This is a genomic window from Agrobacterium tumefaciens (genome assembly GCA_025559845.1).
Classification (GTDB): Bacteria; Pseudomonadota; Alphaproteobacteria; order Rhizobiales; family Rhizobiaceae; genus Agrobacterium.
Map to the genome: position 1 here is coordinate 2,269,937 of CP048469.1, position 18,306 is coordinate 2,288,242.

At 57.6% G+C, this 18,306-nt stretch carries 13 protein-coding genes; 7 read left to right on the forward strand and 6 right to left on the reverse strand.

Annotated elements, in window-relative coordinates; genetic code table 11:
- Window positions 1-10: 10 nt before the first annotated feature.
- The 5 genes from FY156_11610 to FY156_11630 form a co-directional block, all read right to left on the reverse strand.
- Window positions 11-1,156: an iron-containing alcohol dehydrogenase gene (locus tag FY156_11610; GenBank protein ID UXS02060.1), complete on the reverse strand. Its 1,146-nt coding sequence runs from the start codon at window positions 1,154-1,156 to the stop codon at window positions 11-13.
- Window positions 1,153-2,541 carry an aldehyde dehydrogenase family protein gene (locus FY156_11615; GenBank protein ID UXS02061.1) on the reverse strand — a complete coding sequence of 463 codons (1,389 nt, stop codon included), beginning with the start codon at window positions 2,539-2,541 and terminating at the stop codon, window positions 1,153-1,155. The genes FY156_11610 and FY156_11615 overlap by 4 nt, the downstream gene beginning before the upstream one ends.
- Before the next feature lie 19 nt (window positions 2,542-2,560).
- Window positions 2,561-3,925 carry a glutamine synthetase gene (locus tag FY156_11620; GenBank protein UXS02062.1) on the reverse strand — a complete coding sequence of 455 codons (1,365 nt, stop codon included), beginning with the start codon at window positions 3,923-3,925 and terminating at the stop codon, window positions 2,561-2,563.
- A gap of 68 nt (window positions 3,926-3,993) precedes the next feature.
- The gene (locus tag FY156_11625; GenBank protein UXS02063.1) at window positions 3,994-5,511 is read right to left on the reverse strand and encodes an amino acid permease; all 1,518 of its coding nucleotides are present in this window, start codon (window positions 5,509-5,511) and stop codon (window positions 3,994-3,996) included.
- A 210-nt stretch (window positions 5,512-5,721) separates the two neighbouring features.
- Entirely contained in the window at window positions 5,722-6,492 is a 771-nt protein-coding gene (locus tag FY156_11630) for an N-formylglutamate amidohydrolase (protein ID UXS02064.1), read from the reverse strand.
- A gap of 177 nt (window positions 6,493-6,669) precedes the next feature.
- On the opposite strand from FY156_11630, the gene FY156_11635 reads away from it, so the two are divergent.
- The 7 genes from FY156_11635 (at window position 6,670) to FY156_11665 (ending at window position 14,357) form a co-directional block, all read left to right on the forward strand.
- Window positions 6,670-7,554, forward strand: a complete 885-nt coding sequence (locus tag FY156_11635; protein UXS02065.1) for a MurR/RpiR family transcriptional regulator — start codon at window positions 6,670-6,672, stop codon at window positions 7,552-7,554.
- 221 nt (window positions 7,555-7,775) lie between these two features.
- A complete protein-coding gene (locus FY156_11640; GenBank protein UXS02066.1) occupies window positions 7,776-8,882 on the forward strand; it encodes an ABC transporter substrate-binding protein in 1,107 nt (368 codons plus the stop codon).
- Between the two features lie 203 nt (window positions 8,883-9,085).
- Window positions 9,086-9,970 carry an ABC transporter permease subunit gene (locus tag FY156_11645; protein UXS02067.1) on the forward strand — a complete coding sequence of 295 codons (885 nt, stop codon included), beginning with the start codon at window positions 9,086-9,088 and terminating at the stop codon, window positions 9,968-9,970.
- A complete protein-coding gene (locus FY156_11650) occupies window positions 9,967-10,749 on the forward strand; it encodes an ABC transporter permease (GenBank protein ID UXS02068.1) in 783 nt (260 codons plus the stop codon). Before FY156_11645 ends, FY156_11650 begins: the two co-directional genes overlap by 4 nt.
- A 13-nt stretch (window positions 10,750-10,762) precedes the next feature.
- On the forward strand, window positions 10,763-11,821 hold the full coding sequence (locus tag FY156_11655) for an ABC transporter ATP-binding protein (protein UXS02069.1): 1,059 nt from the start codon (window positions 10,763-10,765) through the stop codon (window positions 11,819-11,821).
- A gap of 57 nt (window positions 11,822-11,878) precedes the next feature.
- On the forward strand, window positions 11,879-12,922 hold the full coding sequence (locus FY156_11660) for a zinc-dependent alcohol dehydrogenase family protein (protein UXS02070.1): 1,044 nt from the start codon (window positions 11,879-11,881) through the stop codon (window positions 12,920-12,922).
- A 103-nt stretch (window positions 12,923-13,025) separates the two neighbouring features.
- Complete coding sequence (locus FY156_11665) at window positions 13,026-14,357, forward strand: MHS family MFS transporter (protein ID UXS02071.1); 1,332 nt, start codon at window positions 13,026-13,028, stop codon at window positions 14,355-14,357.
- 102 nt (window positions 14,358-14,459) lie between these two features.
- Here the strand turns inward: FY156_11665 and metH are convergent, their stop codons facing one another.
- Window positions 14,460-18,233, reverse strand: coding sequence for a methionine synthase (metH, locus tag FY156_11670; GenBank protein ID UXS02072.1), 3,774 nt, complete (start codon window positions 18,231-18,233; stop codon window positions 14,460-14,462).
- Window positions 18,234-18,306: the final 73 nt, after the last annotated feature.

Sequence of the window (18,306 nt, forward strand, 5' to 3'; positions counted from 1 at the left end):
CAAATGCCTTTTAAAAGCAGTCTTCGAACAGTTTTTTTGTGTTTTCCAGGGTCATTTCAACCGGATTGCCGCCGCAACTCGGATCTTTGATCGCCTCAGCCACAAGTTCATCGATACGATCCGGCTTGATGCCCATGGCCGTCAGGTTTTCCGGCACGCCAAGCTCCTTGCGAAGCTCCAGAACGTAATCATAGAAGCCATCGAAACCGCCGGAAATACCGAGATACGCTGCCGCACGGCCGATCTTGTCCTCGATGGCCGGACGGTTGAAGCGCAGGACCGCCGGCATGACAACGGCGTTGGTCATGCCATGATGGGTATTGTAGACAGCACCAATCGGGTGCGACAGCGAATGGATCGCACCAAGCCCCTTCTGGAACGCCACGGCACCCATTGCCGCCGCTGCCATCATATTCGTGCGCGCCTCGATATCCGTTCCCTCGCGATAGGCACGCGGCAGGTATTCCTTGACGAGCCGAAGACCTTCCAGCGCAACGCCAGCGCTCATCGGATGGTAGAACGGTGAGGAATATGCCTCGAGGCAATGCGCAAAAGCGTCCATGCCTGTCCCAGCCGTGATGACCTTCGGCATACCGACCGTCAGTTCAGGGTCGCAGATCACCACGCCTGGAAGCATCTTCGGATGGAAGATGATCTTTTTCACATGAGTCTGCGAATTGGTGATGACGCTGGCACGCCCGACTTCCGAACCGGTCCCCGCCGTGGTTGGAACGGCAACGATTGGCGCGATCTTCGACGCATCGGCCCGTGTCCACCAGTCACCAATATCTTCGAAGTCCCAGACAGGACGTGTCTGTCCGGCCATGAAGGCAATGGTCTTGCCAAGATCGAGGCCGGACCCGCCACCGAAGGCAACAACACCGTCGTGGCCGCCATCGCGATACACTTTAAGACCCGCATCGAGATTGATTTCGTTCGGATTCTGGTCGACGTCGGCAAAAAGTGCACGACCGAGACCCGCCTCTTCCAGGACATCGAGCGCGTGGCCGGTGATCGCCATATTGGCCAGACCACGATCCGTCACCAGCAGCGGTTTCTTTATGCCAAGTGTCTTGCAGGCATCGGCCAGTTCCTTGATGCGACCACGTCCGAGCTTGACGGCAGTGGGATAACTCCAGTTGGCGACGATATTCATTTCGTGACTTTCTTCAAATGGTAGGATTTCGGGCGGGTCAGGTTCTGGAAGCCGAGTACGGAAAGCGATCCGCCACGACCGGTTTCCTTCACGCCGGTCCAGCAGAGCGCCGGGTCGAGATAGTCCGCCCGGTTCATGAACACGGTTCCGGTTTCAATCTCGCGGCCGATCCGCCCGGCACGTGCAGCGTCCTGCGTCCACAGCGAAGCAGTCAGACCATATTTGCTGTCGTTCATCAGGGAGATGGCTTCATCGTCGTTCTTGACCTTCATGATGCCGACAGCCGGGCCAAATGTCTCTTCCGTCATGAACTCCATGGAGTGGTCGACATTGACGAGAACCTGCGGAGCGACATAAGCGCTCTCGCCGTCATCGGCGGGGAAAAGTTTTGCGTCGACCAAGGCTTTTGCGCCCTTGGCAACGGCATCGGCGATCTGGGCGCGAACGACCTTGGCGAAGCGCTTGTTGGCCATTGGTCCAAGCGTCGTCTCCTGCTCCAGCGGGTTGCCGAGCTTGTAGTTGGAAACCCAGGCGACGGACTTCTCGACGAAGGCATCGTAGAGATTTTCATTGACGTAGACACGCTCGATGCCGCAGCAGCACTGCCCGGAATTATAGGTGGCGCCGTCCATCAGCGTATCGACGGCAGCGTCGAGATCGGCGTCTTCCATCACATAGCCGGGGTCCTTGCCGCCAAGTTCCAGGCCAAGCCCGGTGAAGGTTCCAGCCGCAGCCCGTTCGATGGCGCGACCGCCTTCCACCGATCCGGTGAAATTGACGAAGTTGAACAGCCCCTCGGAAATCAGCGCCGATGTTGTCGCATGATCGAGGAAAACATTGATGAAGACGTCCTCCGGCACACCCGCCTCGACAAAGGCGCGCACCATACGCTCTCCGACCAGCAGGGTTTGCGCGGCATGCTTGATGACAACCGTGTTGCCCGCCATCAAAGCTGGAGCAACCGTATTGATCGCCGTCATGTAGGGGTAGTTCCAAGGCGCGATCACGAAGACAACGCCATGGGCCTCACGCTCGATGCGACGTTCGAAATTGCCACTTTCCTCGATGACCAAAGGGGCCAAAGCATCCGCCGCAATCGATGCGACATAGTTCGAGCGCTCGTTGAACCCCTTGAATTCCCCGCCATAGCGAACCGGACGGCCCATCATGTGGGCCAGTTCCGGCACAACTTCGCCAACCATCTCGTTCAACCGCGCAACGCCTTTCAAGACAAGCTGCACGCGGTCTTCAAGCGGGCGTCGAGCCCAGTCCTTCTGAGCCTTGCGCGCCCTTGCGACGGCGGCGCGCGCCGCCTCCAGCGGCATCGCCTCACGCTCGGCATAAACCGAGCCATCAATCGGCGAAATATTCTGGATCATTGTCATGATAAATTCCCGTAATGATTTAGGCTCTCTCGAAACCGCGGGCGACTTCCCAGTCCGTCACGCGGCGGTCGTATTCTTCCTGCTCCCATTTTGCAGCGCGCACATAGTGGTCGATCACGTCGTCACCAAAGGCATCGCGCAGCATTTTCGACCCCTGCAGAAAGGTCGTTGCGTCACGCAGCGTCTTGGGTATCTCGCGCACCTCTCCACCATAGGCATCGCCGACAAAGGCGGGCTCAAGTTCCAGCTTATTTTCAATGCCGTCAATGCCCGCCGCCAGCAATGCCGCCATGGCAAGATAAGGATTAAGGTCAGAGCCGCCGACACGGCATTCTACCCGGATCGCCTTCGTGTCTTCTCCGCAAAGACGGTAGCCAGCGGTGCGGTTGTCCAGGCTCCAGATTGCCTTTGTCGGCGCGAAGGTTCCGGCCATGAAACGCTTGTAGGAATTGATATAGGGCGCCAGGAAATAGGTGATTTCGCTGGCATGCGCCAAAAGCCCGGCAACATAATGCCGCATTAGTTCGGACATGCCGTGCTCTGCATCCTTGTCGAAGAAAGCGGAGGTCTTGCCATCGGCGCTCCACAACGACTGATGAATATGAGAGGAGCTTCCTGCCGCGCTGTAGTTCCATTTGGCGAGGAACGTGACAGCCTTGCCCTTTGACCAGGCAATTTCCTTTGTCGCGTTCTTGATGATGGCATGCCGGTCGGCCATGGTCAGAGCGTCTGCGTAACGGACGTTGATTTCCTCCTGGCCGGCTGAAGCCTCACCCTTGGAGTTTTCGACCGGAATGCCGGCCCCCTGCAGCCCTTTGCGCAGGGCGCGCATGACATCCTCTTCCTTGGTCGTCTGAAAGATGTGATAGTCTTCGTTGTAACCGCTGGCGAGATTGAGATTGCGATATCCGCTGGTACGCGCCGCGTCAAAAGTCTGGTCGAACAGGAAGAACTCCAGTTCGCTGGCCATATAGGCTTTCAGCCCCATCGCCTCCAGGCGTGCGACCTGCTTCTTCAACAGCGCACGCGGCGAATGCGGCACTTCGGCGTGCGTGTGATGATCCAGCACGTCGCACAGCACCAGCGCTGTTCCTTCCAGCCAAGGCACTTTGCGCAACGTCGAAAGATCCGGCTTCATCGTATAGTCGCCGTAACCCCGTTCCCAGCTCGATGCCTTGTAGCCCGGAACCGTCTCCATCTCCATGTCAGTGGCAAGCAGATAGTTGCAGCTATGGGTTTCCTGAAAGGCGCTCTCGACGAAAAACTCCGCCTGAAAACGCTTCCCCATCAAACGGCCCTGCATATCCACCAGACATGCGAGAACGGTGTCGATGCGCCCGTCGGCGACATCCAGTTTGAGGGCATCGAATGAGTAGGTCGCCATGTCTTGTGTCCGTTCCCTTTTATATTTTATGGGGGCGGCCGTTTACCGGCCGCCCGTTACAATCAATGTCAGGCCTTTGCAGCCGAGGTGGCATTTGCCGCTGCCTGTTTGTGCTCCATCGCAAATTCTTCCTCCGGCGAGAGGATCAGGCGATGACGGCCGACGAAGGCGAAGTAGGCAATAGCGACGGCAAACCAGACGGCCACCCACAGCACACCCTTGCTGAAATTGGGGTCCTGGATCTGGTAAAGCAGTGTGACGATGGCAATGACGATTGTCAGGACAGCACCGGGAACGCCGAAAGGCGAGCGGAACGGCCGTTCAATATGCGGCAGGTTCTTCCTGAGCAGGATGAACGAAATTGCCTGCATGATGTAGGAGAACATCGCACCGAAGACTGCCATGTTCAAAAGTACGCTGCCGATGATGCTGCCGCCCTGCTCCGCACCAAGTGCGAACCAGATGGCGAGCATCACGGCCAGACCGACCACGGCACCGGCAATGTTGGCAACGAATGGCGTCTTGTATCTGGAGTGGGTGATCGAAAGCGCAGTCGGGAAATAACCCGCACGCGACAGCGAGTAAATCTGGCGGCCTTGTGCGTAAAGGATCGTGTGGAAGCTGGCGATAAGACCGGTCAGTGCCACAAGACCGAGCAGAACCACGCCACCGTCACCATAGATCGCCTTGAAACCATCCAGCAGCGGCTCAAGCGATGAACCAAGGTGGAAAGCGCCAACACCCGGAAGCGACGGGTTGAGCAGCACGATCATGAAAGCCGACACCATCAGCGTAACCATGCCGAGAATGATGCCCTTTGGCATGTCGCGCTTCGGATCAACGGATTCTTCTGCCGCCAGCGGAAGCTGCTCGATGGCAAGAAACAGCCAGACCGCAAAAGGCAAGGTTGCCAGAACACCGGAGAAACCGAAGGGGAAGAACGAGCCGTTACCTTCCGGCAGTTCGACCGCAGCGCCATCCGGACCGACGCCGATATTCAGCGCCCAGCGCGAGAAGTCGATGTTGGGGATGGCGCTCATCCAGAAGAACACCAGAACGCCAAGCGAAATCAGCGTGATGACCAGCGTCACCTTGAAGGACAGTTCCAGTCCGAAAATGTTAAGCCCAAGGAAAATAAGGTAGAACACGATCCACACGAAGGGTGAATAGGCCGGATCAAGGCCCAAGATCGAGTTCACGTAGGCGGTGATGAATGTCACCACTACGGCGGGCGTCAGAACATACTCGACGTTCTCGCAAAGACCGGTGATGAAGCCGCCCCACGGGCCCATGGCGGTTCGTGCGAAAGAATAGGCCGCGCCTGTGTGCGGCAGAGCCGGGCTCATTTCCGCAATCGAAAACGTCAGTCCCAGATACATGATGGCGATGATGATGCCGGCAACCAGCATGCCACCCCAGCCGCCCGTGGCAAAACCGAAGTTCCAACCGGAAAAATGGCCTGAAATCACTGCGCCAACGCCCAGCGACCATAAAGACCACACGCCTGCATAACGGGAAAGTCCCCGCTTTTCGAAATAGGATGCGTCCGCTTTTTTATAGCTGACGCCTGCTGATGAACTGTCCATGCCCTTCTCTCCTGATCTAAGAAAAAAACAAGCCAGTCAGCCGCTATTGGCCGATTGTGCCCCAGTCTCCGGCGCAGTCGGCACGCATGCACGACAACACCTCACGCACTCGCTGTTCCCTATCCGCATTGTGCCGTTCCGGCTTCTGTGCGGCCTTGTCATAAAAAGGCTGGCCCCGGTGTTTTCACCGTTGGCCAGCCTGTTGCTCCCTCACTCATCGAACGATGAGAGCGCCTTCCCCATAAGCTCGTATAGAAAATCGGCCATCGCCGACTGGTCGTCGGCAGTGGCAATCAGATCGTTTCGAATTTCGATCATCACATTCAAAAAACCGTCCGGCAGCGCGTGCAGCCTCAGCGTATGCGTTACGCCGTCATCAGGTCCGTAGGGTTCATTGCGCCTGACATCGAGGCCTCCCGCAGCCGACCGAAGCATCGCATCAGCCAGACGGCTGTCGGTATCGTGCAGAACGCCGACTTCAACCTCGCGAAACCGCCCGTGATACACAGGCGTAAAGCTGTGAACGGTCACTACGACCGTCTCCTGCCTGTTTGCCTGCCGCTCTGCGATGATCGCATCGACGCGATCATGAAACGGCACATAAAGAGCTGAGGTGCGAGCGAATTTCTCCGCGTCATCGAGGTCGAAATTTCCCGGAATTTCGTGGATTTCACTCTTCACCGGCATCGCCGAAGACGACTCGGGAGGGCGATTGCAATCGTAGATCAGTCGGGAGAAGCGTTGATAAACGAGCGTGGCATCAAGCTTTCGTGACAGCAATCGCGATACCGCCAATGCACCTGGGTCCCAGGCAATGTGGCTCGATAACACATCCGCCGTCAGCCCCAATGTCCCGTATTTTTCTGGAACGGTCGCGGATGCATGTTCGCAGACGAGAAGCACATCGCCCTTTGCTGCTGCGTTTTCCACGGCGACGGCTTCCCCTTCCGCCTCAGTGAAAAACCGTGAACGTACCGTCATGCACGCACCCCGTCCGAAAAGCCCGCTGCCCCGCCAGCACGAAAAGAATTCTTCACATTATGGCGAGTGTCAAATGGAATTTTGAAATTATCTCTTCATTTTTCCATTGACTCGATGGCAGGCCCAGATGTTTTATTTTTTCAAACAGACCGGCGAAAAGACCGGAAGGGGAAAAGTTTGCGAAGCTCCACAGCAACGGTAGCAGACGTCATTCATGCGCATTATGAGACGCTGACCCGTTCTGAAAAGCGGTTGGCGGAAAGCCTTCTTGGCAACTACCCCGTTTCAGGTCTTGGAAGCATCACGACGATTGCGGAAAACGCCGGTGTTTCCACGCCGACCGTGGCGCGCATGGTCCAGAAACTGGGCTACAAGGGCTATCCCGAATTTCAGGCGCGTTTGCATCAGGAACTCGAGGCCACCATCTCCGGCCCCGTCGCCAAGCATGACAGATGGGCGACCAATGCGCCGGGCCTGCATATCCTCAATCGCTTTGCCGAAGCGATCACCAGCAATCTGCGCGAGACACTGAGTGATCTGGATACGGCCGATTTCGATAGTGCCGCGACGTTGCTCTCGGATAGAAAGCGCAGCATCTACTTCGTCGGCGGCCGCATCACCGGCGCGATTGCCGAGTATTTCTTCACGCATATGCAGGTCATCCGGCCCAAGACGGCGTTGATGTCGTCGAACTCCAGTTCATGGCCGCAATATATGCTGAACATGAACGCGGGTGACGTGCTGGTGATCTTCGATATCCGCCGCTACGAGCGGGACATGGTGACGCTGGCGCAGGTGGCCCATGACAATAATGTGAGCATATTGCTGTTCACCGATCAGTGGACATCGCCCGTTTCCCGCTTTGCCAAACACACCTTCCGCGTCAGAATAGAGGCACCCTCCGCGTGGGACAGCTCGGTGGTGACGCTGTTTGTCGTGGAAGCGCTGATCGAAGCGGTCCAGAGCAATGGCTGGGAGGAAACCCGTCAGCGCATGAATTCGCTGGAGGGGCTGTTTGAACAGACCCGGCTCTTCAGAAAACCGGGGAAAGGGGAAACTTAAAAACGGGCGTCTTATTTGCGCATTATCGTCGCCAAGGACGCAACACAGACTTATTATGTCGTTTCTCAAATATCACGGCGACAACAAGGCGCAATGATGGCAAGAAAACGGCCGGGACCATGAGAAGGGCGGGAAACTGCCCGACACAGTTGTCACATAACCTTCATGCAACCCACGTATCAGCGTCCGCCGACGCATGAGACACCAAGAGGAGAACCAAAGTGATCTCACACAGCCGCCGACTGCTATCGCTCACCACTGCTATGGTCATCGCATCCACCGCGATCGCTGCGGCCGAACCGAGCGCCGAACTGATCGCAGCCGCCAAGAAAGAAGGCATGCTGACGACCATCGCTCTGCCGCACGACTGGTGCGGTTACGGCGACGTGATTGCTTCCTTCAAGGCAAAATATCCGGAAATCACCGTCAACGAACTGAACCCTGACGCCGGTTCTGCCGACGAAGTTGAAGCCGTAAAGGCCAACAAGGACAACAAGGGCCCGCAGGCACCTGACGTCATCGACGTCGGTCTCGCATTCGGCCCGCAGATGAAGGCTGAAGGCCTGCTGCAGCCTTACAAGGTTTCCACCTGGGACGAAATTCCGGACAACGTGAAGGATGCCGAAGGTTACTGGTACGGTGACTACTACGGCGTGATGTCCTTCATGGTGAACAAGGATCTCGTCAAGGAATCGCCGAAGGACTGGGCCGATCTCCTGAAGCCTGAATTCTCCGGTCAGGTCGCTCTCGCAGGTGACCCGCGCGCGTCCAACCAGGCAATCCTCAGCGTTCTCGCTGCTGGTCTTGCTGCCGATGCGAAGTCCGGCAAGGAAGCTGGCGAAGCTGGCCTGAAATACTTCGCCGACCTCAACAAGGCTGGCAACTTCCTGCCCGTTATCGGCAAGGCCGGTACGCTGGCGCAGGGCGCGACGCCGATCGTCGTTGCCTGGGACTACAACGCGCTTTCCTGGCAGAAAACGCTGAACGACAACCCGCCGACCGAAGTCGTCGTACCTGCCAAGGGCGTGCTTGCCGGTGTTTACGTTCAGGGCATCTCCGCTTACGCACCGCATCCGAACGCAGCCAAGCTGTGGATGGAACACCTCTATTCGGATGACGGTCAGCTCGGCTGGCTGAAGGGCTATTGCCACCCGATCCGCTTCAACGCCATGGTCAAGGCTGGCAAGGTTCCGCAGGAACTGATCGACAGCCTGCCGCCGGCAGCAGCCTATGAGAAGGCCTACTTCCCAACCCTCGAGGAAGTGGATGCCAACAAGGCTGCCGTAACCGGTGGCTGGGACAGCGTTGTCGGCGCGAACGTGAAGTAAACTGTTGAAAACATTCACCCCGGCTTTTCAAAAGGCCGGGGTGCTTATTTGATAAAAGCGTCTTGCGTTCCGCAGTCAGACTGAGCCCGTGCGCAACGACGCATAAAATTATTGAATCTGTTCATTGCCCCGTCGGAAATTGTTTCCGGTTTACAGGCGATGCGCGAAACAGACCGTTTTAAAGCGGCGTTTGGGGACACGGCATGCCATCAACAAACACCGGCGGACCATCCACCGTGGGCAAGAAATTGCCGCTTCACTGGATAGGTGTGGTGCCATTTGCCATTTTTGTCCTGCTCTTTCTGATTTTGCCGACGATGAAAATCGTCGTCGGCGCTTTTCAGAATGCGGAAGGCGGCTTCACGTTCGATAACATTATCGGACTGTTTACACCGTCCATTCTTGCAGCCTACTGGATTTCCATCAAAATCAGCATTGCATCGGCCTTCTTCGGCTGTCTGATCGGTTTTTCCGTGGCATCCGCAGTCGTACTGGGTGGCTTGCCACAGAAAATTCGCGGGCCACTGCTGACCTTTTCCGGTGTTGCCTCGCAGTTTGCTGGCGTACCGCTTGCCTTCGCCTTCATCGCGACGCTTGGTCCCGTCGGTCTGATCACCGTGTTTTTGAAAACGCAGATCGGTATCGACCTGCGCATGCTGGGCTTCAACATCCTTTCCTTCTGGGGACTGACGATCACCTATCTGTTTTTCCAGATACCGTTGATGATCCTCATCATTACCCCGGCCCTTGATGGCCTGAAGCGCGAATGGCGTGAAGCAGCCGAAATTCTCGGCGCGAGCGGCACGCAATACTGGCGTATGGTGGCATTCCCAATTCTGCTGCCTTCGCTTCTCGGTACCTTCTCGCTGCTGTTCGCAAATGCTTTCGGCGCGGTTGCAACCGCCATCGCGTTGACCGGCTCATCGCTCAGCATCGTTCCGATCCTGCTGTTTGCGCAGATCCGCGGTGACGTCCTGGGCAATCCCAATCTTGGTTATGCACTGGCCTTCGGCATGATTATCGTCACCTGCATCGCCAACACACTCTATATCTGGATGCGCACGCGCAGCGAGAGGTGGCTGAAATGAAGCGGCTTTTTGCCTGGGGCGCCCTGCTCTTCGGAATTCTCTATTTCGCCCTGCCGCTGATCGGCATGACGAACTTCTCGCTGAAAATGCGACGCGGCGAATATTCCTTCGACGCCTATGCCAAGGTCCTGAGCGACCCGCGCTTTCAGGAGACCTTCAGTTACTCCGTGATGATGGCATTGTTTACCATTGTCTTCGGTGTCGTGCTGGTGGTTCCAACCGCTTACTGGGTACGACTGAAACTGCCTGGTCTGCGGCCGATCATTGAATTCATCACGCTTCTGCCGCTGGTCATTCCGGCCATCGTCATCGTCTTCGGTTACATCCGGCTCTATAACACTTCGAGCTGGCTTCCTCTCACGGGCACGATTACCGGCACCAATCTATTGCTGATGTTCGGTTATACGACCCTCGCGCTGCCCTACATGTACCGCGCCGTCGATACCGGACTTCGAACCATCGATGTGGCGACGCTGACCGAAGCGGCGCAAAGTCTTGGTGCCGGTTGGACGACGATCCTTGCGCGTATCATTTTGCCGAATGTGCTGGTCGCCGTGTTGTCGGGAGCCTTCCTGACATTTGCCATTGTCATCGGTGAGTTCACCATGGCTGCACTTCTAAACCGACCTGCCTTTGGTCCCTACATGCAGCTGCTCGGCGCCAACCGCGCCTACGAACCGGCAGCGCTTGCCGTGATTTCCTTCGGCATCACCTGGGGTTGCCTTGGTTTGATTCAACTCGTTTCCCGCTATCAGAAGGGCACCCCTCCCAAGGGCTGAGGACAAGATTTTCATGAGCTTTTTGACACTCCAGAACATCAAGAAATCCTTCGGTCAGGTTCAGGTCGTGCACGACTTCAACATGGCCATCGAGAAGGGGGAATTCGTCTCCTTCCTCGGGCCATCGGGTTGCGGCAAGACCACCGTGCTTCGCATGATCGCCGGTTTCGAAACGCCGACGGACGGCTCCATCGTCATCAACGGCAAGAACCAGACGACGTTGAAACCGAACCAGCGCAACATCGGCATGGTATTTCAGGCCTACGCCCTGTTCCCCAACATGAACGTCTACGACAACGTCGCTTTCGGCCTGAAGGTGGCAGGCAAGCCAAAGGCCGAGATCGATACGCGCGTGAAGGAAATGCTGGCGCTCATCCACCTGGAACATCTGGCGGACCGATACCCCTATCAGATGTCGGGTGGCCAGCAGCAGCGCGTGGCGCTGGCACGCGCCCTCGCCCCCAAACCGCAGGTCCTTCTTCTGGATGAGCCGCTTTCGGCACTGGATGCCAAGATTCGCGTCTCACTGCGCGAAGAAATCCGCCAGATCCAGCAACAACTCGGGATCACCACGATCTTCGTGACGCATGATCAGGAAGAGGCCCTGTCGATTTCCGACCGCATCGTCGTCATGAATGCCGGCCGCGCCGACCAGATTGGCTCGCCGTTCGAGATCTACAATCAGCCTGCAACCCGTTTTGTCGCCTCATTCGTCGGCACGCTGAACCTGATCGACGCGACGGTTGTCGACGCATCGACCAGCACTCTTCGCATCGGTGACCAGCAGGTGTCGCTGAAGAAACCGCTGTCGAAGAAGAACGGCGAAACGATTACCGTGGCGCTGCGCCCGGAAGCAGGCTCGCTGGCAGAAGGTGCGAAGGAAGACGTGGCAATTTCCGGCACGGTCACATCCAGCCACTTCCTCGGGTCGGTCATCCGCACGCGCATGGATGTCGGTGGCGCTATCCTGTCGTTCGACAGCTTCAACGATCCGGGCACGGCCCCGCCGTCCATCGGCGAGCGCGTCACACTGAAATTCGCATCAGAAGATTTGATGATTGTAGCAGAGTAACTGCCTTTTTCCTCCTGAGCAAAAAGGCTAGTCCAGTCTGAACTCAGGAGTGAAATCATGCGCGCACTGTTTTACGAACGCTTTGGCGAAGCCCCGAAAATCGCAACCCTGCCGGACCCCGAACCGACACCGGGCGGCGTGGTGGTCGAGGTCAAGGCAACCGGGCTTTGCCGCAGCGACTGGCACGGCTGGATGGGGCATGACAGCGACATCCACCTGCCGCATGTGCCCGGCCACGAATTCGCCGGAGTGATTTCCGCCGTTGGCAAAAATGTCATGCGTTTCAAGGTTGGAGACCGTGTGACCGTGCCATTCGTCTCCGGCTGCGGCCATTGCCAGGAATGCCGCTCGGGCAATCAGCAGGTATGTGAAACCCAATTCCAGCCAGGCTTCACCCACTGGGGCTCCTTCGCAGAATATGTCGCCATTGATTACGCCGACCAGAACCTCGTGCATCTCCCCGAAAGCATGGGCTTCGATACCGCAGCAAGCCTCGGCTGCCGTTTCGCAACCTCGTTCCGCGCTGTGGTGGATCAGGGCCGCCTGAAGGGCGGTGAGTGGCTGGCAGTGCACGGATGCGGCGGTGTTGGCCTCTCAGCGATCATGATCGGTGCTGGCCTTGGCGCGCAGATCGTTGCCATCGACATTGCCGAAGACAAGCTGGCGTTTGCCAAACAGCTCGGCGCAACCGTGACCATCAATAGCCGCAAGGTTGCGGATGTGACGGAGGCAGTACGGGAAGTGACCGGTGGCGGCGCCCATGTGTCGGTGGATGCGCTGGGGCACCCGCAGACCTGCTGCAATTCCATCAGCAACCTGCGCCGTCGCGGACGCCATGTGCAGGTGGGTCTGATGCTGGCGGATCACTCCATGCCACAGATCCCGATGGCGCGTGTCATTGCCCATGAGCTGGAAATCTACGGCAGCCACGGCATGCAGGCGTGGCGCTATGACGACATGCTGGCGATGATCAAGACCGGCAAACTCTCACCGGAAAAACTCATTGGCCGTCACATCACACTTTCCGATGCCGTGACCGCCCTGCCCGCAATGGATAACTTCAAGGACAGCGGTATCAGCATCATTGACCGTTTTGAATGAGGTCAACCACGTCGCGAGACGGAAACAGGCGACAAAAGACTTGAAATCCCGGTCTTATTGCCGCATGCGAACCTGCATAAAGTAATATGAGAAGAACCGCGTCATGTCTCCCACAACGACACCCGCCTCAGCGCGCCCGCTGAACGCACAGGATTACAGAACCCTTGGCCTGTCCGCCCTTGGCGGCGCTCTGGAATTCTACGACTTCATCATCTTCGTGTTTTTCGCCACCGTCATCGGCCATCTTTTTTTCCCACCGGAAATGCCCGACTGGCTGGTGATGATCCAGACCTTCGGTATTTTCGCCGCAGGCTATCTGGTGCGTCCTCTCGGTGGCATCGTGCTGGCGCATTATGGCGATCGTTATGGCCGCAAGCGTGTCTTTGCCTTTTCGATCCTGCTGATGGCTCTGTCGACACTCGGCATGGCTTTGATGCCGACTTACGCGACAATCGGTGTGGCTGCACCGATCCTGCTCATCGTGCTGCGCATGCTGCAGGGCGCGGCCATTGGCGGTGAAGTTCCCGGCGCATGGACCTTCGTGTCCGAGCATGTTCCCTTCCGCCGTGTTGGTCTTGCCTGCGGTTTCCTTACCTCCGGCCTCTCCTTCGGCATTATGCTCGGTTCGCTGATCGCCTTCGCCATCAACTCCATCTTCCCGCCGGAAGATGTTGCCGGTTACGCATGGCGCATCCCCTTCCTGCTGGGTGGCGTTTTCGGCCTGATTGCCGTTTACCTGCGCCGCTGGCTCGAGGAAACGCCGATCTTCACCGAGATGAAAAAGTCGAAGTCGTTGACGGACAAGCTGCCGCTTGGCCTCGTCCTGAAGCACCATATGCGCGGCGTGATCATTTCTGCACTGCTGACCTGGGTGCTTTCGGCTGCCATCGTCGTCACGACGCTGATGACAGCGACATTCCTGCAGAAGCTTTACGGCTACACACCGACCCAGGCGCTTGCCGGCACCAGCTTCGGCACGCTGTTCCTGATCTTCGGCGTCATCATCGCCGGTGCGCTGATCGATCGTATCGGCAGCGGCATCTTCTTCATGTGTGCAAGTGTCTTCTTCGGCGTCGCCACCTTTGCCTTCTACAGCTACGCAGGCACTTCGCTGACAACCATGTTCGCGCTCTATGGCGTCATGGGTCTCTCGGTCGGCATGGCGGGTGCAGTGCCATACGTCATGGTCCGTGCCTTCCCGGCATCTGTCCGGTTCTCCGGCCTTTCCTTCGCCTACAACGTCTCCTACGCCGTCTTCGGCGGCCTGACACCGATTGCCGTGACAACAGCACTGGCCGTCAACCCCATGGCGCACGCCTGGTATCTGGTGTTCATCGCCGTTCTGGCCTTCTTTATTGGTGTGTACCTCTATCTACGCGGCAGCGAGGTGGAGAGCCATGTCGGGATCGAGGAACTGGCAGCGCTTCGTTCGTAAGCAGACCGGAAACAACAAAAAAGCGCGGGTTTTTCCCGCGCTTTTTTCGTTTCTGGTGTGTCTCGGTCGAAGGCGGTGCTGGACCGCCGACGACTTTAGATCTCAAGCCGCGCTATCGATTTCTTCCGCAGCATTCGTAGGCACGTAGTTCAACACCGGCCCAAGCCAGCGCTCGACCTCTTCCACCGGCATATCCTTGCGGCGGGCATAGTCCAGCACCTGATCGCGCTCCACTTTCGCGACGCCGAAATAATAGCTTTCGGGATGGCCGATATAGAGGCCGGAAACGGATGAGCCAGGCCACATGGCATAGCTTTCTGTCAACTCCACGCCGGTCGCCTCGGTCGCGTCGAGAAGAGAAAACAGCGTCTTCTTTTCCGTGTGATCCGGTTGCGCCGGATACCCCGGTGCAGGGCGGATGCCGGCATAGGCCTCTGAAATCAGTTCCTCACCGTTGAAGTTCTCCTGCGGTGCATAACCCCAGAACTCGGTACGGACACGCTCATGCATACGCTCGGCAAAGGCTTCGGCGAACCGGTCGGCCAGCGCCTTGACGAGGATCGACGAGTAATCGTCGTTCGCGCGTTCGAAACGCTCGGCAATCGCCACTTCCTCGATACCAGCCGTCACCACGAAGCCCCCGACATAATCAGCCACGCCGCTATCAACAGGAGCCACGAAGTCAGACATAGCCACATTCGGACGCCCGTCCCGTTTGGAAAGCTGTTGGCGCAGTGTGAAGAAGGTTGCGAGTTCTTCAACACGGCTTTCATCCGTAAAGACACGAATGTCGTCGCCAAAGGCATTGGCCGGCCAGAAGCCGATGACCGCACGCGGACGGAACCACGTCTCGTCGATGATCTTCTTCAACATGGCCTGTGCATCGGCATAAAGCTGCCGTGCGGCCTCACCCTGCTTCTCGTCGTCAAGAATGGCGGGGAAGCGGCCCTTCAGCTCCCACGTCTGGAAGAACGGCGTCCAGTCGATGTAGCGCGAAAGCTCTTCCAGATCGTAGGTTTCAAAGACCTTCGTGCCAAAGAACTGCGGTTTGACTGGCTGGTAGCCAGACCAATCAACCTTCTGGGCGTTCTCGCGGGCGCGGGCAAGCGGCAAACGCTGCTTCTCACGCTCGTTACGCGCATGGGCTTCGGCAACCTTCGCATATTCGCTTCGGATACCTTCGATATAGGCTGGTTTCTGTTCTGCGGACAGGAGCGCGGAAACGACGCCGACGGCACGAGACGCGTCGGTAACATAAATTGCCTGCCCCTTTTCATAGCGCGGATGGATTTTGACAGCCGTGTGGACACGGCTCGTCGTCGCGCCACCGATCAGCAGGGGAATATCGAAGCCCTGCCGCTCCATCTCTGCGGCAACATGCACCATTTCATCCAGCGACGGCGTAATGAGGCCGGAAAGACCGATCACATCCACCTGTTCGGCAATCGCCGTCTCGAGGATCTTGGTGGTGGGCACCATCACACCGAGATCGATGATCTCGTAATTGTTGCAGGCCAGAACCACGCCGACGATGTTCTTGCCGATATCGTGAACGTCACCCTTGACGGTCGCCATCAGCACCTTGCCGGCAGCGCTGCGCTCGCTGCCGCCATTGGCGCGCTTTTCCTCTTCCATGTAAGGCAGGAGAACGGCAACGGCCTGCTTCATCACGCGGGCAGATTTTACCACCTGCGGCAGGAACATCTTGCCGGAACCGAAGAGGTCGCCAACCACGTTCATACCGGCCATCAACGGGCCTTCGATGACGTGCAGCGGACGCTCCGCCTTCTGGCGTGCCTCCTCCGTATCAGCTTCGATGAATTCGGTAATGCCGTTGACCAGCGCATGCTCGAGGCGCTTTTCAACCGGCAGTTCGCGCCAGGACAGGTCCTGCGCCTTGGCTTCCTTTGCACCGGCGCCGCGGAAGCGTTCAGCAATTTCCAGCAGCCGCTCGGTCGCATCGTCGCGGCGGTTCAACACCACGTCTTCGCAGGCGTCGCGCAGTTCCGGGTCGATATTATCATAGACGGCAAGCTGGCCGGCGTTGACGATACCCATATCCATGCCAACCTGGATGGCATGGTAGAGGAACACGGCGTGCATGGCTTCGCGCACAGGCTCATTGCCGCGGAACGAGAAGGACAGGTTCGACACGCCACCGGAAATATGTGTGAGCGGCATCGTCTCACGAATGGTCTTCGTCGCTTCGATGAAGTCCACACCGTAATTGTTATGCTCTTCAATGCCGGTCGCCACCGCAAATACATTCGGATCGAAGATGATATCTTCGGGCAGAAGTCCTGCCTTCTCCGTCAGAAGTTTATAGGCACGTGCGCAGATTTCTATCTTGCGCTGATAGGTGTCCGCCTGCCCGACTTCGTCAAAGGCCATGACCACAACAGCAGCGCCGTAGTTACGGACAAGCTTCGCCTGCTGGAGAAATTTCTCCTCGCCTTCCTTCAGCGAGATCGAGTTGACGATCGGCTTGCCCTGAACGCATTTCAGACCAGCCTCGATAATCTCGAACTTCGACGAGTCGATCATGACAGGAACGCGGGCGATATCCGGCTCGGCTGCGATCAGGTTGAGGAACTCGACCATCGCCTTTTCGGAATCGATCAGACCTTCGTCCATGTTGATGTCGATGATCTGCGCACCGTTTTCCACCTGATCGCGCGCAACAGCCAGCGCCGCCGTGTAATCGCCAGCGGTGATGAGCTTGCGGAAACGGGCCGAACCGGTGACGTTGGTACGTTCGCCGACGTTGACGAAGGGAATGTCCTTGGTCAGCACGAAGGGCTCGAGGCCCGAAAGTGACATGAATGGCTTGTGCTCGGGGATCGGGCGCGGCTTGTGGCCCTTCACCGCCTCGGCAATGGCGCGGATATGATCCGGCGTCGAACCGCAGCAGCCGCCAACGATGTTGACGAGACCATCGCGGGCAAAGCCCTCGACCTGACGCGCCATCATTTCCGGCGTTTCGTCATACTGGCCGAATTCGTTGGGCAGGCCCGCATTCGGATAGGCACAAATGAAGGTATCGGCCACATCCGACAATTCCTGAAGATGCGGACGCATTGCATCTGCACCGAGCGCACAGTTCAGGCCAATGGTGAACGGGCTCGCATGGCGCACGGAATTCCAGAATGCCGATGGTGTCTGGCCGGACAGAGTACGGCCCGAAAGATCCGTGATCGTACCGGAAATCATCACCGGAAGATGAATGCCCTTGGCCTCGAAGCGCTCTTCGCAGGCGAAGATCGCCGCCTTGGCGTTCAACGTATCGAAAATCGTTTCGATGAGGATGATATCCGCACCACCGTCGATCAGACCATCGATCTGCTCGCCATAGGCGATGCGCAGATCATCGAAAGAGACAGCGCGGTAACCGGGATTGTTGACGTCAGGCGAAATCGACGCCGTACGGTTGGTCGGCCCGATGGCGCCTGCGACGAAACGGCGACGGCCATCTTCCCGCTCGGCACGGATCGCGGCACGACGGGCAACCTCCGCACCTTCGCGGTTGAGATCATAAACCGCACTCTCCATTTCGTAATCGGCCTGGGCTATGCGGGTCGAGGAAAACGTGTTGGTTTCCAGAATATCGGCGCCCGCCATGGCGTAACGATAGTGAATTTCTTCGATGGCATCCGGTTGGCTGAGGATCAGAAGGTCGTTGTTGCCCTTCTGGTGGCAGGCGCAGCCGATGAACCGATCACCGCGAAAATGATCTTCATCGAACCCAAGCCCCTGGATCTGCGTTCCCATTGCACCATCGAGAATGAGGATACGCTCATTGGCAGCTTCACGCAGCGCCTTCATGATTTCCGCGCCGTCGCGCTTTGCCCCTTCCGGGCCGAACAGGTCGTCAAACACGGGCACACTCCTCATTTCGATTTGCAGGTCGCAACGCGTCAAGTCACATAAAGATATGTTTATGTCAATATAT

Excerpts from the sequence above, each read along its gene's own strand:
- FY156_11610 (UXS02060.1), bottom strand. The coding sequence starts at position 1,156 with ATGAATATCGTCGCCAACTGGAGTTATCCCACTGCCGTCAAGCTCGGA.
- FY156_11615 (UXS02061.1), bottom strand. The coding sequence starts at position 2,541 with ATGACAATGATCCAGAATATTTCGCCGATTGATGGCTCGGTTTATGCC.
- FY156_11620 (UXS02062.1), bottom strand. The coding sequence starts at position 3,925 with ATGGCGACCTACTCATTCGATGCCCTCAAACTGGATGTCGCCGACGGG.
- FY156_11625 (UXS02063.1), bottom strand. The coding sequence starts at position 5,511 with ATGGACAGTTCATCAGCAGGCGTCAGCTATAAAAAAGCGGACGCATCC.
- FY156_11630 (UXS02064.1), bottom strand. The coding sequence starts at position 6,492 with ATGACGGTACGTTCACGGTTTTTCACTGAGGCGGAAGGGGAAGCCGTC.
- FY156_11645 (UXS02067.1), top strand. The coding sequence starts at position 9,086 with ATGCCATCAACAAACACCGGCGGACCATCCACCGTGGGCAAGAAATTG.
- FY156_11650 (UXS02068.1), top strand. The coding sequence starts at position 9,967 with ATGAAGCGGCTTTTTGCCTGGGGCGCCCTGCTCTTCGGAATTCTCTAT.
- FY156_11655 (UXS02069.1), top strand. The coding sequence starts at position 10,763 with ATGAGCTTTTTGACACTCCAGAACATCAAGAAATCCTTCGGTCAGGTT.
- FY156_11660 (UXS02070.1), top strand. The coding sequence starts at position 11,879 with ATGCGCGCACTGTTTTACGAACGCTTTGGCGAAGCCCCGAAAATCGCA.
- FY156_11665 (UXS02071.1), top strand. The coding sequence starts at position 13,026 with ATGTCTCCCACAACGACACCCGCCTCAGCGCGCCCGCTGAACGCACAG.